The sequence below is a fragment of the Paraburkholderia atlantica genome (assembly GCF_009362785.1).
Lineage (GTDB): Bacteria > Pseudomonadota > Gammaproteobacteria > Burkholderiales > Burkholderiaceae > Paraburkholderia > Paraburkholderia atlantica.
In genome coordinates this window covers 26420-40781 of record NZ_WHNQ01000026.1, presented here as the reverse complement: position 1 = coordinate 40781, position 14362 = coordinate 26420, and the positions used below count along the sequence as shown (strand labels likewise).

The 14362-nt window shown below is 64.6% G+C and carries 14 protein-coding genes; 6 read left to right on the top strand and 8 right to left on the bottom strand.

The annotated features are described in order from the left end of the window. Positions 1-2: 2 nt before the first annotated feature. Positions 3-1553 (bottom strand): murein biosynthesis integral membrane protein MurJ, encoded by a 1551-nt coding sequence (gene murJ / locus GCT19_RS29300; protein ID WP_152853875.1) that lies wholly within the window; start codon positions 1551-1553, stop codon positions 3-5. Positions 1554-2029: 476 nt separating this feature from the next. Between murJ and rpsT the strand changes: the two genes are divergently transcribed. Continuing rightward, entirely contained in the window at positions 2030-2308 is a 279-nt protein-coding gene (rpsT, locus tag GCT19_RS29295; protein ID WP_013090353.1) for a 30S ribosomal protein S20, read from the top strand. Positions 2309-2466: 158 nt separating this feature from the next. On the opposite strand, the gene GCT19_RS29290 is transcribed toward rpsT, so the two are convergent. Continuing rightward, positions 2467-2814 carry a DUF3579 domain-containing protein gene (locus GCT19_RS29290; protein WP_013090354.1) on the bottom strand — a complete coding sequence of 116 codons (348 nt, stop codon included), beginning with the start codon at positions 2812-2814 and terminating at the stop codon, positions 2467-2469. A 537-nt stretch (positions 2815-3351) separates the two neighbouring features. Between GCT19_RS29290 and argF the strand changes: the two genes are divergently transcribed. Beyond that, a complete protein-coding gene (gene argF / locus GCT19_RS29285) occupies positions 3352-4281 on the top strand; it encodes an ornithine carbamoyltransferase (protein WP_013090355.1) in 930 nt (309 codons plus the stop codon). Between the two features lie 134 nt (positions 4282-4415). Here the strand turns inward: argF and murB are convergent, their stop codons facing one another. Next, positions 4416-5456, bottom strand: a complete 1041-nt coding sequence (gene murB / locus GCT19_RS29280) for a UDP-N-acetylmuramate dehydrogenase (RefSeq protein ID WP_018437821.1) — start codon at positions 5454-5456, stop codon at positions 4416-4418. Positions 5457-5755: 299 nt separating this feature from the next. Between murB and GCT19_RS29275 the strand changes: the two genes are divergently transcribed. Beyond that, complete coding sequence (locus GCT19_RS29275) at positions 5756-6241, top strand: YajQ family cyclic di-GMP-binding protein (RefSeq protein WP_018421633.1); 486 nt, start codon at positions 5756-5758, stop codon at positions 6239-6241. 90 nt (positions 6242-6331) lie between these two features. On the opposite strand, the gene plsY is transcribed toward GCT19_RS29275, so the two are convergent. Next, a complete protein-coding gene (gene plsY, locus GCT19_RS29270) occupies positions 6332-6967 on the bottom strand; it encodes a glycerol-3-phosphate 1-O-acyltransferase PlsY (RefSeq protein WP_013090358.1) in 636 nt (211 codons plus the stop codon). A gap of 142 nt (positions 6968-7109) precedes the next feature. Continuing rightward, positions 7110-7601 (bottom strand): Cys-tRNA(Pro) deacylase, encoded by a 492-nt coding sequence (ybaK, locus tag GCT19_RS29265; protein WP_013090359.1) that lies wholly within the window; start codon positions 7599-7601, stop codon positions 7110-7112. A gap of 169 nt (positions 7602-7770) precedes the next feature. On the opposite strand from ybaK, the gene GCT19_RS29260 reads away from it, so the two are divergent. Beyond that, positions 7771-9333: a class I adenylate-forming enzyme family protein gene (locus GCT19_RS29260; RefSeq protein WP_152853874.1), complete on the top strand. Its 1563-nt coding sequence runs from the start codon at positions 7771-7773 to the stop codon at positions 9331-9333. Between the two features lie 33 nt (positions 9334-9366). On the opposite strand, the gene xerD is transcribed toward GCT19_RS29260, so the two are convergent. The 3 genes from xerD to queG are packed head-to-tail and all read right to left on the bottom strand — an operon-like array spanning position 9367 to position 12111. Continuing rightward, entirely contained in the window at positions 9367-10317 is a 951-nt protein-coding gene (gene xerD, locus GCT19_RS29255; RefSeq protein ID WP_152853873.1) for a site-specific tyrosine recombinase XerD, read from the bottom strand. Further along, on the bottom strand, positions 10314-10784 hold the full coding sequence (locus GCT19_RS29250) for a methylated-DNA--[protein]-cysteine S-methyltransferase (RefSeq protein ID WP_018437818.1): 471 nt from the start codon (positions 10782-10784) through the stop codon (positions 10314-10316). Before GCT19_RS29250 ends, xerD begins: the two co-directional genes overlap by 4 nt. Before the next feature lie 52 nt (positions 10785-10836). Then, a complete protein-coding gene (gene queG / locus GCT19_RS29245) occupies positions 10837-12111 on the bottom strand; it encodes a tRNA epoxyqueuosine(34) reductase QueG (RefSeq protein WP_152853908.1) in 1275 nt (424 codons plus the stop codon). Between the two features lie 17 nt (positions 12112-12128). Between queG and tsaE the strand changes: the two genes are divergently transcribed. Then, positions 12129-12725, top strand: a complete 597-nt coding sequence (gene tsaE, locus GCT19_RS29240) for a tRNA (adenosine(37)-N6)-threonylcarbamoyltransferase complex ATPase subunit type 1 TsaE (RefSeq protein ID WP_152853872.1) — start codon at positions 12129-12131, stop codon at positions 12723-12725. Continuing rightward, on the top strand, positions 12707-14326 hold the full coding sequence (locus GCT19_RS29235) for an N-acetylmuramoyl-L-alanine amidase (protein WP_035492170.1): 1620 nt from the start codon (positions 12707-12709) through the stop codon (positions 14324-14326). Before tsaE ends, GCT19_RS29235 begins: the two co-directional genes overlap by 19 nt. The last annotated feature ends 36 nt before the right edge of the window (positions 14327-14362 follow it).

Below are 14362 nucleotides of genomic sequence, written 5' to 3'. Positions count from 1 at the left end.
GATCACTTCACTCGCCTTTTGAAATACGCGTACTTGAAGCCCATCAGCCAAAGCATACCGAAATATAGCGCGGCGAACAGCACGAGACACGCACCGAGCAACACCATCCGGCTAACCGGCTGGGTATGCATGCCGACCCAGTCGAAGCTGATCGCAAGCCAGCGCATCACGCCGGCGAGCACGAGGCACGCGCCGAGCAATTGCACGAAAAACTTGAGCCAGCCGCTCGACGGCGTATAGATGCCGCGTTTGCGCAGACCGATGAACAGCAGCAACGCATTCACGCAAGCGCCGAGCCCGACGCTCAGGGTGAGACCCGCATGCGCGAACACCGGCACGAACGCGTAGTTGCACAGCTGCGTCACAATCAGCACGCCGATGCCAATTTTCACCGGCGTCTTGATGTCGTGCTTCGCGTAGAAGCCCGGTGCGAGGATCTTGATCAGGATCAGGCCGATCAGGCCGACCCCGTAGGCGGCGAGCGCGCGGCTCACCATTACGACCGCGTTACCGTCGAACTTGCCGTAGTTGAATAGCACGGCCGTCAGCGGCTGGGCGAAAAAGAACAGCGCGATCGCGCTCGGCGCGGCGAGCAGGAACGTGACGCGCAGCCCCCAGTCGAGCAGCGACGAATACTCGTGCGAGTCGGCGTCGACGTGCGCCTTCGATAGGCTCGGCAGCAGGATCGTGCCCAGCGCGACGCCGAGCAGCGCGGTCGGAAACTCCATCAGCCGGTCGGCGTAGTTGATCCACGACACCGCGCCGGGGCCGATGTGCGACGCGATGTTGGTGTTGATGATCAGGCTGATCTGCGCGACCGACACCGCGAACATCGCCGGCACCATCTTCGCGAGCACCCGTTTTACGCCGCGATGCGCGAGCGCGTGCAGCGGGTTCAGGCGGATGCGCGGCACCATGTCGATCTTCTTGAGGCCCGGCAACTGCACCGCGAATTGCAGCACGCCACCGATGATCACCGCCCACGCGAGCGCATAGACCGGCGTTTGCAGGCGCGGCGCGAGAAACAGCGCAGAGACGATGAACGCAACGTTCAACAGCACGGGAGCGAACGCGGGCAACGAAAAGTTCCGGTACGTATTCAGCACGCCCGACGCCATCGACGTCAGCGAAATGAAAATGATGTAGGGGAACATGATGCGCGTCATCGTGACCGCGAGCTGGTAAGCGTGGCCCTCGCGCGCGAGGCCCGACGCGACGACAAACACGACGCCCGACGCGCCGACCACGCCAATCACCGACAGCACCGCGAGCGCCCACGCGAGCACGGTCGAGGTCGCGTCGACGAGCGCCTTGGTGGCGTCGTGGCCTTGCTGGTTCTTGAACTCGGCGAGGATCGGCACGAAGGCCTGCGAGAACGCGCCTTCGGCGGAGATGCGGCGCAGCAGATTCGGAATACGAAAGGCGACGTAGAAAGCGTCGGTGTATTGACTGGCGCCGAACGCACGGGCGATCAGCGTTTCGCGGGCCAGTCCGGTCACGCGCGACAGCAGCGTGAAGCCGCTGACCGTCAGCAGGGCTCGGAATAGATTCATGGGGCGCTTATTATACGGGTCCCGCTAATGCGGGCGACGAGCCGGAAACCCGATTCGGACCGATTTGCCACGCGGACGTTCGCCGCAATTGGCCGGGAAATGCGATTTTTTGTGGTTTTAGCGGTTTTCCGTGCAGCGCCAGCACGTTAGGGTCAACTTGGCGCCACTCCCGTCACTGTGACGCCGTCGCGCGTTTTCCGTTGTCACGTGCCTGATTTTGTTGCTATAATCGTCGGTTTCGAAGCTTGCTCCGTTTTCGAACGGTCTTTGGACGGCATTCTCAGGTTGGCGCAGCGCCGCCTGTCAATACATCCGGAAGCCTGGAAACACGGGCCCGCCTTCGCGTAGTTTGATCGATTTTTTCGACACTTTTGCGCCCTTGGGCAATCGCTTCCAAGGGTTCGGATCGAGAAGCAGCACCTCGCCTCATCATTGCAGGCCGGGTACTGGAAACAGGAACAGGATAAGGAACCGTCATGGCTAACTCCGCACAAGCACGCAAGCGCGCCCGCCAGGCCGCGAAGGCAAACTCGCACAACTCGGCACTGCGCTCGAAGTTCCGCACGGCTATCAAGGCTGTTCGCAAGGCGATCGACGCAGGCGACCAGGCTAAGGCCGCCGAAATCTTCAAGGCATCGTCGAAGACCATCGACATCATCGCCGACAAGAATATCATTCACAAGAACAAGGCAGCTCGCCATAAGAGCCGCCTCGCTGCAGCCATCAAGGGTCTGCAAGCGCCCGCAGCGCAGTAATTCCGGTCGGCCCGCTTCGGCGGGCTACCTCCTGTTTCCGCTGCACAAGAAGCCCGCTTTGGCGGGCTTTTTTGTTTTGGCTGGATTAGCAGCCACAAAAAAACCCGCTGCTTGCGGGTTTTTTGTTTCTTTGCTTTTGCCGATCTGGCCAGCTTGCGTCAGATCGCATGACGTTTGGCTTGCGGCGCAGGCGCATGCTCGAGTTCCAATTCGCACGCCTCGGTGACGAGGAGGTCGTTGTCTTTTGCGAAGTTCAGAACGAAATCGAAGGCCATTGGCTCGATGTCGCGCAGTCTCGAATCGAGAATCACGCATTTGAGGTCGCCGATCATGGTCGGCCGCACGTACAGCGAGTACTGCATATAGGCGTTCGGCCCCTTCCTCACGCCGGGCCCGAACGACGACATGACGCCCGCGAGCCGCTCCGACCAGTCGCTCGGCCGAAATCTTTTTCCGGTCGACGTAATGCCCTGAATGAAATATTCGATTGGAGCTGCTTCGGCCATGTAGAAATACCTGTGTGACTGCCCAGCGGAATGACGACCAACCGGCGACACCAGTTGCTCGCTCACATTCACCGCAAGCGACATGCGCGGCAAGAGCTTGCAGCCACCTGCGACGTGCGTGGGACTGGCGCTAACGCAACAATGACGAGCCGCACCACGAGAACCGCTGCGGCAAACCGGCTGTACCGCTCTGGCGCCTGTCATGACGGCCACGCCGTGACAGGCTTTCCGCGCCGCGCGAGCCGCGTTTCTTCACGCGAAACGCTGGCCTGCTGGGCTATGGGATAACCCTTAAATTATAGCGCAGAGGGCCCTTTTCCGCAGCGCACACAAACGCCCTTCGATGCTCCCGCGCAGCCCGATATGAAGCTTTCTAATCGCTTCCAAATAGCTTCCCAATTGCCTCCGAATTGCCTGCGACGCCTGCCGGCCGACTCGTCAAACAGGGCGAAATCCTTTATGCTGGATTGAGTTACCACCAAACCGACGGCGGCACAGTCCGGCAACCCTGCCGGGTGAGACCGCCGTATTTGTTTCATGACCGCCAAGAAAATTCGCCACTACCTGCAGTTCAAGGACTTCTCGCTGGAAGACTACGAGTACGTGCTGGAACGCGCGCGCATCCTGAAACGCAAATTCAAGAACTACGAGACCTATCACCCGCTGCACGACCGCACGCTGGCGATGATCTTCGAAAAGAATTCGACGCGCACGCGCCTGTCGTTCGAAGCCGGCATCTTCCAGCTGGGCGGCCACGCGGTATTCATGAGCACGCGCGACACGCAGCTCGGCCGCGGCGAGCCGATCGAAGACGCCGCCCAGGTCATCTCGCGCATGGTCGACATCATCATGATCCGCACGTTCGGCCAGGACATCATCCAGCGCTTCGCCGAGAATTCGCGCGTGCCGGTGATCAACGGACTCACGAACGAATATCACCCGTGCCAGGTACTCGCGGACATCTTCACGTACTTCGAGCATCGCGGTCCGATCCGCGACAAGACGGTCGCGTGGGTCGGCGACGCGAACAACATGCTGTACACGTGGATCGAAGCCGCGCAGATCCTCGGCTTCAAGCTGCGCCTGTCCACGCCGCCCGGCTACAAGCTCGACCGCGCGCTCGTCGCCGCGGAAAGCGCGCCGTTCTACGAGGAGTTCGACGACCCGAACGAAGCCTGCGCAGGCGCCGACCTCGTCACCACCGACGTGTGGACCAGCATGGGCTTCGAGGCCGAGAACGAAGCGCGCAAGAAGGCTTTCGCCGACTGGTGCGTCGACGCCGACATGATGGCGCGCGCGAATCCCGACGCGCTTTTCATGCACTGCCTGCCCGCGCATCGCGGCGAGGAAGTCAGCGCGGAAGTGATCGACGGACCGCAGAGCGTCGTGTGGGATGAAGCGGAAAACCGTCTGCACGTGCAGAAGGCGTTGATGGAATACCTGCTGCTCGGCAAGCTCAATCACTGAGCGAGCCACTGGTCCAGGCACCAGCCGCGAGCGCGGTACAAGAAAGCGCCGGGAGGAAACTCCCGGCGCTTTTTTGCATTCGCCGACGGTGAAGCTCAGCGCGGCAAGTCAGCGCGAAAAGAGCGCGCTTCCGCTCACAGGCAAACCGGCTCCGCCTCCAGCTCCACGCCAAATCGCTCGCGCACGTCGTGCTGGATCGCCCGCGCCAGCGCCAGCACTGCTGCGCCACTCGCGCCACCGCGATTCACCAGCACCAGCGCCTGGCGTTCGTGCACGGCCGCCGCGCCCATCGTACGGCCCTTCCAGCCGCATCGGTCGATCAGCCAGCCGGCCGCCAGCTTGATCCGCCCGTCGGCTTGCGGATACGACACGAGTTCCGGTTCGCGGCGCTTGAGCACCTCGAACTGCGCGGCGTCGATCACCGGATTCTTGAAGAAGCTCCCTGCGTTGCCCAGTTCGAGCGGATCGGGCAGCTTCGCGCGCCGCACGGCGACGACCGCATCGAAAATGGCCTGCGCGGTCGGCTGCATGGCCGCATCGTCGGCTTGCCCGGTGCTCGCTCCCGGACCCCGCGCCGCCAGCTCGCGCGCGAGATCCGCGTAGCCCGCCCGCGGCTGCCATGCCTTCGGCAAACGGAACGTCACCGACGTGATCACGAAGCGCTCGCGCCCTTCCCGCTTGAAAAAGCTGTCGCGATAGCCGAACCGGCACGCATCGGCGCCCAGTTCGACCGCGTTACCGGTCGCCAGCTCGATCGCCCGCAGCGACGCGAAGCGATCGCACATTTCGAGTCCGTACGCGCCGATGTTCTGAATTGGCGCCGCGCCGACGGTGCCAGGAATCAGCGCGAGATTTTCGAGGCCGGGCATGCCCTGCGCCAACGTCCACGCGACGAACTCGTGCCACGGCTCGCCGCCGGCCGCCTCGACATACCACGCATGCTGATCCTCGCGCACCACGCGACGGCCTCGCAGCGCCACCAGCAGCACCAGCCCGGCGAAGTCGCCGGTCAGCACGACGTTGCTGCCGCCACCGAGCACGAGGCGCGGCAGGCCCGCGACGCGCGGATCGCGCACCGCCGCGAGCAACTGCTCCTCACGCTCGATCAGGCACGCGAACTGCGCGCGCACGTCGAAGCCGAACGTGTTGTGGGCCTTCAGCGGATAGCCGGTCATCAGGGATGCGACGGCGGGAGAGGCAAGTGCGGATTGGGGCATCGGAATGGCAACAGGGCAACAACGGGCAGCAACACGAAACAACGAAAAACGACCAATGAAGCGCCTGACGACACGGGCGGCGCGGCCCGTCGCGGGATCGCCCGCCGCGGGATCGCCCGCCGTCGCGACGCCGCGCGGCGGCCTTGGGCAAAAGAGAGCGGCGTCGGTAAAATGACGTCCGGTCCGTGATTATAGCGAGTGCCCCGCGCGCAGCCGACCGGCCGCGTCGCGCACTGCCGCACTATTGGGAGAATGCAATGCCATCGTTTGACGTCGTCTGCGAAGCGAACATGATCGAAGTCAAGAACGCGATCGAGCAGTCCAACAAGGAAATTTCGACGCGTTTCGACTTCAAGGGGTCCGACGCGCGCGTCGAGCACAAGGAAAACGAAATCACCGCGTACGCCGACGACGACTTCAAGCTCGGCCAGGTGAAGGACGTGTTGCTGTCGAAAATGGCCAAACGCAACGTCGACGTGCGCTTCCTCGACTATGGCAAGATCGAGAAGATCGGCGGCGACAAGGTCAAGCAGGTCATCAAGATCAAGAAGGGCGTGTCGGGTGATCTGTCGAAGAAAATCGTGCGCCTGGTGAAGGACAGCAAGATCAAGGTTCAGGCGAGCATTCAGGGCGATGCGGTGCGCATCACCGGTGCAAAGCGCGACGATCTGCAAAGCGTGATCGCGATGCTGCGCAAGGACGTCACCGACACGCCGCTCGACTTCAACAACTTCCGCGACTAAGCGGTACGGCGCGCGAGGCTTGCAACGCAACGCCCCGCGCGCAAAGTCCAAGCCGCCTCGCCTAGGCCGCGCGATGCGGCTCAGTCCACTTCAAAGATCGTTGCCCGCGGCCGGACTAGCGGCCTTCTTCTTGTCGCCGATCCGGCTCTCCTGCCCCTTCATCAGCTTCGCGATATTGCCGCGATGTCGCCACACGAGCAGCAGACTCATCACCAGAACCGCGAGCGCGACGATACGCGGCCCGAACAGGAACACGTAGAAAAGCGGCGCGAACAGCGCCGAGCACAGCGCCGCCAGCGACGAGTAGCGCGTGAAGAACGCGACGATGATCCAAGTCAGCAAGGTCGCGACGCCGAGCGTCGGGTTGATCGCGAGCAGTACGCCCGCGGCGGTCGCGACCCCCTTGCCGCCCTTGAAGCGGAAGAAGATCGGATACAGGTGGCCGAGAAATACCGCGAGCGACGCAACCGCAATCGAGCGCTCGTCGAGCCCGTAGCGTGCGCCGAAATGCACGACCAGCCAAACCGGCAGCCAGCCCTTGAAGGCGTCGCCGATCAGCGTCAGAATCGCGGCCTTCTTGCTGCCGCTGCGTAGCACATTGGTGGCGCCCGGGTTGCCCGAGCCGTACGAGCGCGGGTCGTCGAGACCCATCGCGGCGCTCACGATCACGGCAAACGACAACGAACCGATCAGATAGGCAACGACAGCGACGATCAGGTTTTGCATCTAGGACTCTTATAAGGATCGCGGTCTGACATTCGATACCCCAACCGCAACAGGGTACGCCCGTCGAAACAAGGCGGCGCACATTTTACCGAAGGCGTCCGCGCGAAAAACATTCAGGCAAACGTCAACTCGCACGTCGGCGTCAGTCCACGCTCGCGCACTGCACCGGCTTCGCCGCGAGCAGATCGGTGAGCACCTTCGGCTCGATGCTGACGAGAAAGCCGCGCCGCCCTCCGTTCAACCAGATTTTGTCCATCTCGAGAATGGTCGACTCGACATACACCGGCATCTGCTTGCGCGTGCCGAACGGCGAAGTGCCGCCGATCAGATAACCCGAATGCCGGTTCGCGACTTCGGGCTTGCACGGCTCGACGCGCTTCGCGCCGATCTGCCGCGCGAGGTTCTTGGTGCTGACGGTGCGATCGCCGTGCATCAACACGATCAACGGCTTAGCGTGCTCGTCTTCCATCACCAGCGTTTTCACGACGTGGTGCTCGTCGACGCCGAGCTGGCGCGCCGACTCCTCGGTGCCGCCGTGCTCGACGTAGTCGTAAGGATGTTCGCCGAACGTGACGCCGTGACGGCGCAGCAGCTGCGTGGCGGGGGTTTCGGACACGTGTCTGGATTTGCTCATCGGCGCATTGTAATGGCGAGATTGCACAACGGCTATTTGCCGAACGGGCGATTGTGAGGGTTCGACGCTTGTGGCACGATCGTTCGAAATTATGCCCGCATGGCGCGATAGTACGGCTGGGCTACGAATTAGTGTTGCTATTACTTGCATGGGACCAGAGGAGACAGCGTTGAACCAGGCTTCATCCATCCGTTCCACGATCGACATCCCCGCGCTGCTCGCAGCCCTGCCCGCGCGCATCAGCGATATTCCGGCGCTCGCCGCCGCACGCGATCCGCGGCATGTCGCGCTGATCGAAGATGCGCGCCGCCTGACCAACGCGCAACTCCTAGAGGCCGTCGATGCCGTCGCCGCGCTGCTGCGCGAATGGGGCGTACGCGGCGGCGATCGCGTGATGATCGTCGCGGAGAACAGCATCGCGCAGGTCGTGCTGCTGTTCGCGACCTCCAGGCTCGATGCGTGGGCGCTGGTGTCGAACGCGCGACTGTCGGCGGCCGAACTCGATTCGATCCGCGCGCATGCGCAACCGCGCGTCGTCGCATATGCGGTCGAAAGCTCGCCCGACGCGCGCCAGCATGCGCAGCGGCATCGAGCGACACCCGCACCTGCGCTGTCGCCGGACATCGGCGCATGGTCGTATGCGGTGGACAGCAGCGTCCGAGCCGAAGCGGTCGAAGCCGCCAGCGACCGCCAATGCGCGGCGCTGATCTACACGACCGGCACCACCGGCGCACCGAAGGGCGTGATGCTGTCGCATCGCAATCTGTTGTACATCGCGGCCGTGTCGAGCCGGCTGCGCCAGGTCGGGCCCGACGACGTCGTCTATGCGGTGCTGCCGATCTCGCATGTGTACGGCTTCGCGTCGGTATGCCTCGGCAGCCTGCATGGGGGCGCGACGTTGCGGCTCGCGCCGCGCTTCGTGCCGGAAGCGGTGCGCCGCGCCCTCGCCGACGAGCAAGTGTCGATCTTCCAGGGCGTTCCGGCGATGCACGCAAAGCTGCTCGAACATCTGCACACGCAAGGCTACGCATGGTCCGCGCCGCGGCTGCGCTTCGCGTACTCGGGCGGCTCGCCGCTCGACGCCGCGTTGAAGGCGCAGGTGGAAGCCGTGTACGGCCTGCCGCTGCACAACGGCTACGGCATGACCGAAAGCAGCCCGACCGTGTCGCAGACGATGGTCGATGCACCGCGCGCCGATTGCTCGGTCGGCGAAGTCATCCCAGGCGTCGAGGTGAAGTTCGTCGGACTCGACGGCGTCGAAGCGGCGCCGGGCGAGATCGGCGAGCTGTGGGTGCGCGGCCCGAACGTGATGCTCGGCTACTACCGCAACCCCGAACAGACCCGCGCGACCGTCACCGAGGATGGCTGGCTGAAGACCGGCGATCTCGCGCGTCGGGACGCGGACGGTGCGTTGCATATCGTCGGGCGCAGCAAGGAGCTGATCATCCGCTCGGGCTTCAACGTGTATCCGGCCGAGGTCGAGCACGTGCTGAACGCGCATCCGCAGGTCGTGCAATCGGCGGTGATCGGGCGCGCGGTCGAAGGCAACGAGGAGGTGATCGCGTTCGTCGAGCTGATTGCCGGTGCGACGGTCACGCCCGCGGAGTTGATCGCGTGGTGCGGCGAGCGGCTCGCGCCGTACAAGCGGCCGGCCGGGGTGAAGGTGCTCGACGCGCTGCCGGCCGCATCGACCGGCAAGATTCTCAAGCACCGATTGCGCGAGTTGGTGTGAAGCGCGCGCATGCCCGCGCGCTTCACGTCGAGCTCATCCGCGCGGATGATGCTGCGCATGCAGCGATTTCAGACGCTCTCGCGCGACGTGCGTGTAGATCTGCGTCGTCGAAATATCGGTGTGGCCGAGCAGCAATTGCACGACGCGCAGATCGGCACCGTGATTGAGCAGATGCGTCGCGAACGCATGCCGCAACGTATGCGGCGACAACGGCGCATGCACACCCGCCGCCTGCGCGTGTCGCTTGATGATGTTCCAGAACTGCTGGCGCGTCATGCCTTCGGCGCGTGCCGTCACGAAGAGCACGTCGGCCGCGCGCGGGCCCAGCAGCGCCGGGCGCGCCTCGCGAAGATAGCGCTCGATCCACGCGTGCGCTTCTTCGCCGAACGGAACGAGCCGCTCCTTCGAGCCCTTGCCGGTAACGCGCACGACGCCTTCGTTGAGTCCCACCTCGACGGTCTTCAGCGTGACCAGCTCGGTCACGCGCAAACCACTCGCGTACATCAGCTCGAGCATCGTGCGATCGCGCAAGCCGAGCGGCGTGTCGATGTCGGGCGCGCCGAGCAGCGCTTCGACCTGTGCTTCGCTCAACGTCGACGGAAAACGCGGCGGCTGCTTCGCCGAGCGGAGGCGCAACGTAGGATCGGCGGCCGCGCGATGCTCACGCACCGCCCATGCGTAATAGCGGCGAAACACCGACAGCCGGCGGTTCGCCGAGGTCGCCTTGTCCTTTTGCCGCGCCGCGCTGTAGGCGCTCAGGTCGGCTTCGCTCGCGGTGTCGAGCGAAGCATTGCGCGTGTGCGCGAGCCATTCGCAGAACAGACGCAAGTCGCGGCGATACGCGTCGAGCGTGTTGCGCGACAGGCCGTGTTCGAGCCACAGCGCGTCGCAAAAGGCGTCGATCGATGCGGCGCTGGTCAGCAGCAGCGGCGATGCGGTGGCGGTGTCTTCGACTCGTTCAGCGGTATCGGGGGGCGTGCTCATACGTACGGCACACCTTCATGCGCGAGCAGCCAGCGCTTCACGTCGCGAAAGAAGCCGTCGCCGCCATCGTGCGCGAAGCCGCCGATGCCGCTCGCACTCACCACGCGGTGACAGGGAATCACGATCGGAAAGAAATTCGCGCCGCACGCCTGGCCGACCGCGCGCGGCACGCTGCCTAGCTGCTTCGCGAGTTGTCCGTACGTCAGCACGACACCCGGCGGGATGTCGCAAATCGCCTGCCATACGCGCCGCTGGAACGCGGTGCCGCACTCGGCGAGCGGCAGCGCGAACTTCGCGGACGCGCTCTCGAAGTAACGCTCGATCTGTTCGGCCGCCTCGCGTGCGAGCGGCGTCTCGGGCGCGACGTTGCGCGTCGAGTCGGGCAGATAGACGATCTCGCGCACCGCCTCGCCTTCGAGCCGGATGCCGACCTTGCCGAACGGCGCATCGATCACTGCGTTGAACATGATTGCCTGCTCCTCTAGCGTGCCGGATTGCCGGCACCGAATTGCCACGACTTTACGCCGCTTCCAGCGCCCACTCCACATGCTCGCGCACGAGCGCCGACGGATCGTCGGCTCGCTGCTTCAAAGCCCGCACGATCGCAGCCCGCGCGTCTACGTCGACAGTTCCGGGCGCGGCGCGCAACGCGTTGCCCATGCCGACCGCGAGATTGCGCAGCCAGCACTCGTAGCCGATGCGGCGAATCGCGCTGCCCTGCATGCGCGTATCGAACTCCTGCGCGCTCCACCCGAACAGTTCGACCAGCGACGCGCGATCGAGCCCGTGCCGCACGTCGAAATCAGCGACTGGCGCGGCCTGCGCGAACTTGTTCCACGGACACACGAGCTGGCAATCATCACAGCCATACACCCGATTGCCGATCAGCGGCCGCAGCTCGCGCGGAATACTGCCCTTCAGCTCGATCGTCAGATACGAGATGCAGCGCCGCGCGTCGACCTTGTACGGCGCGACGATCGCGCCGGTCGGACAGGCGCCGATGCAGCGCGCGCAGCTGCCGCAATGCGAGCCAGGCGTTTCGGGGGCGGCCTCGGGCGAGGTTTCGGCGTCGGTCGGCAGCGGGATGTCGACGTAGATCTCGCCGAGGAAGAACAGCGAGCCGGCGTCGCGCTGCAAAAGCAAGGTGTGCTTGCCGCGCCAGCCGATGCCGGCCTTCTGCGCGAGCTCGACTTCGAGCACCGGTGCCGAATCGGTGAACACGCGATAGCCGAACGGCCCGATCGCCGCTTCGATCCGGTCGGCCAGTTGTTGCAAGCGCTGACGCATCACCTTGTGATAGTCGCGGCCGCGCGCATAGATCGACACGACCGCCGTCGATGGGTCCGCGAGCCTCGCGTGCTCGGCCGCGCGCCAGTCGCGCGCGCGGGGTGTCGCGCGCGAGGCGGGTGGCGTTACGTCTTGCGGCATGCTTTCAGGCGCCTCTCCTTCCAGCGTCCGCGCAGGCAAATAGGCGATGCGCACGGTGATCACGCGTCGCGTGCCGGCCACAAGCTCGGTTGGCCTCGCGCGTTTCATGCCGTGTTTGGCCATATAATCCATCTCGCCGTGGCAACCCGCTTCGAGCCACGCTGCAAGCGGCGCTTCGGCGGCCGACAGATCGGTATCGCTAATGCCGATCGCCCCGAAACCGAGTTCACGGCCCCACGTCTTGATGTCGAGCGCGAGCGCACGAAGCGCCGCCTCGTCGAAAAGGGACGTTGCATCAGAAGCTCGCGCGGCATCATCGGCCGATGCGGGCGTGCAGGAAACAGGGGACTTCGGACTTCGGTTCATCACGCCATTTTACGAGAATGCCCGTCAATCCCGATCACGCGACCCTACCGTCCGCTCCCGTGCTGCTCGAACGCTCTTTCGCGCTCGCGGACGAAGCCGCCACGCAGATGTTCGGCGCGCGCTTCGCACAGGCGATCGAAAGCGTGCGTGCGGACTCGCATCAGGCACAGTCAGCACAGCGCGGCGCCGCAACCGACCTCGCGTTCCACGGCCTGCAAGTCCAACTCGTCGGCGATCTCGGCGCCGGCAAAACCACGCTCGTGCGCGCGACCTTGCGCGGCCTCGGTCACACCGGCCGCGTGCGCAGTCCGACCTACACGCTCGTCGAACCCTATGTGCTCTCGCGGCCCGCCGGGGAACTCGCGCTCTATCACTTCGATCTGTACCGATTCTCCGATCCGGCCGAATGGGCCGACGCGGGCTTTCGCGAATATTTCGATAGCGGCGCGGTCTGCCTCGTCGAATGGCCGCAACGCGCGGGAGCGCTGCTCGGTGTGCCGGATCTCGTCTTCTCGCTCGGGCTCGTCGGCAACTCGGACGCAAACGAGGACGCACGCATACTCGTTGCACGCGCCTATAGCGAATCAGGAAAGGCATGTCTCGAAAGATGTTAATCAAACCGTTCCATTCGATCGAATCGGCAGCGGGCGCAACGCATAACTGGCGGCGCCGGCAGATCCTGCGCGCGGGCGCGTCGACGCTGGTGCTCGGCCTCGTCGCGCCGCGTCTCGCGTTGGCGAGCTCGGTGCTCGGCGTGCGCGTGTGGCCCGCGCGCGACTACACGCGCGTGACGATCGAATCCGATCAGCCGCTGCAAAACACGCAGCAACTGCTGCAAGGACCGGACCGGCTCGTCGTCGACCTGAACGGCCTCGATCTCGATCAGGCGCTCAAGGAACTGGTGTCGAAGATCACGCCGAACGATCCGCAGATTTCGTCGGTGCGGGTCGGGCAGTATCAGCCGCACGTGGTGCGCATGGTGTTCGACCTGAAGGGCTCGGTGAAGCCGCAGGTGTTCGCGCTGCCGCCGGTCGGCGCATACAAATACCGGCTCGTGTTCGACCTGTATCCGGCCGTCGCGCCCGATCCGCTGATGGACCTGCTCGCGCAGACCGAGCGCAAGCAGCAGGCGCTCAACGAAGAAAACAACGCGCCGCCCGCGACGCTTTCCGGCCCCGGCACGCCGCCGCCGGTCGACAACAGCGATGCATTCTTCGAGCATTACGCGCAGAACGGCGGCGCGGGCAGTGGCGCAGGCAATGGCGCCGCGGGCGTACCGCGTCCGCCCGCGCGCGGCACGACGGCGCCGTCCGCGCCGGCCATTGCCGGCAGGCAGCCCACACCCTCTGCGCCGTCGGCGCCACCCAGCGTGATCGCCCGCAACAAGGGTGGCAACGCCAACGGCAACAGTACCGCACGCGGCCTCGACAGCAACAACGACAACCTCGCCGACAACGGCGACACCTACGCATTCACCACGCCGAAGTCGGGCCGCAGCAACACCGTGCGACTGCTCACCGTCGCGATCGATCCGGGTCATGGCGGCGAGGACCCGGGCGCGATCGGCGGCTCAGGCACCTACGAGAAGCACGTCGCGCTCGACATCGCGAAGAAGCTGCGCGCGAAGATCGACGCGCAGCCGAATATGCGCGCGATGATGACGCGCGACGCCGACTTCTTCGTGCCGCTGAACGTGCGGGTGCAGAAGGCGCGCCGCGTCGGCGCGGACCTGTTCGTGTCGATTCACGCGGACGCGTTCACGACGCCCGAGGCAAAGGGCTCGTCGGTGTTCGCGCTGTCGGAGCACGGCGCGTCGAGCGCGGCCGCGCGCTGGATGGCGAACAAGGAAAACTCGTCGGACCTGATCGGCGGCATCAACATCAAATCCGACGACGCCACCGTGAACCGCGCGCTATTCGACATGTCGACCACCGCGCAGATTCGCGACTCGATGCGCTACGGCAACTTCGTGCTCAAGGAGATCGGCGACATCAACAAGCTGCACAAGGGCTCGGTCGAGCAGGCCGGCTTCGCGGTTTTAAAGGCGCCGGACATTCCGTCGATCCTCGTCGAGACCGCATTCATCAGCAATCCGGACGAGGAGCGGCGCCTGAACGACGACGCGTATCGCGACAAGATGGCCAACGCGATTCTGACGGGCATCAAGCGCTATTTCGCGGCGAATCCGCCGCTCGCGAAGAGCCGCATGACGTGAGGTCGGCATTCACTCACCACTTCCCAGCACGTATTG

Coding starts and splice junctions, on each gene's coding strand:
- GCT19_RS29250 (WP_018437818.1), bottom strand. CDS start 10,784: ATGTTCAACGCAGTGATCGATGCGCCGTTCGGCAAGGTCGGCATCCGG.
- plsY (WP_013090358.1), bottom strand. CDS start 6,967: ATGCAAAACCTGATCGTCGCTGTCGTTGCCTATCTGATCGGTTCGTTG.
- tsaE (WP_152853872.1), top strand. CDS start 12,129: ATGCCCGTCAATCCCGATCACGCGACCCTACCGTCCGCTCCCGTGCTG.
- GCT19_RS29275 (WP_018421633.1), top strand. CDS start 5,756: ATGCCATCGTTTGACGTCGTCTGCGAAGCGAACATGATCGAAGTCAAG.
- rpsT (WP_013090353.1), top strand. CDS start 2,030: ATGGCTAACTCCGCACAAGCACGCAAGCGCGCCCGCCAGGCCGCGAAG.
- ybaK (WP_013090359.1), bottom strand. CDS start 7,601: ATGAGCAAATCCAGACACGTGTCCGAAACCCCCGCCACGCAGCTGCTG.
- queG (WP_152853908.1), bottom strand. CDS start 12,111: ATGAACCGAAGTCCGAAGTCCCCTGTTTCCTGCACGCCCGCATCGGCC.
- GCT19_RS29235 (WP_035492170.1), top strand. CDS start 12,707: ATGTCTCGAAAGATGTTAATCAAACCGTTCCATTCGATCGAATCGGCA.
- GCT19_RS29290 (WP_013090354.1), bottom strand. CDS start 2,814: ATGGCCGAAGCAGCTCCAATCGAATATTTCATTCAGGGCATTACGTCG.
- murB (WP_018437821.1), bottom strand. CDS start 5,456: ATGACCGGCTATCCGCTGAAGGCCCACAACACGTTCGGCTTCGACGTG.
- murJ (WP_152853875.1), bottom strand. CDS start 1,553: ATGAATCTATTCCGAGCCCTGCTGACGGTCAGCGGCTTCACGCTGCTG.
- argF (WP_013090355.1), top strand. CDS start 3,352: ATGACCGCCAAGAAAATTCGCCACTACCTGCAGTTCAAGGACTTCTCG.
- xerD (WP_152853873.1), bottom strand. CDS start 10,317: ATGAGCACGCCCCCCGATACCGCTGAACGAGTCGAAGACACCGCCACC.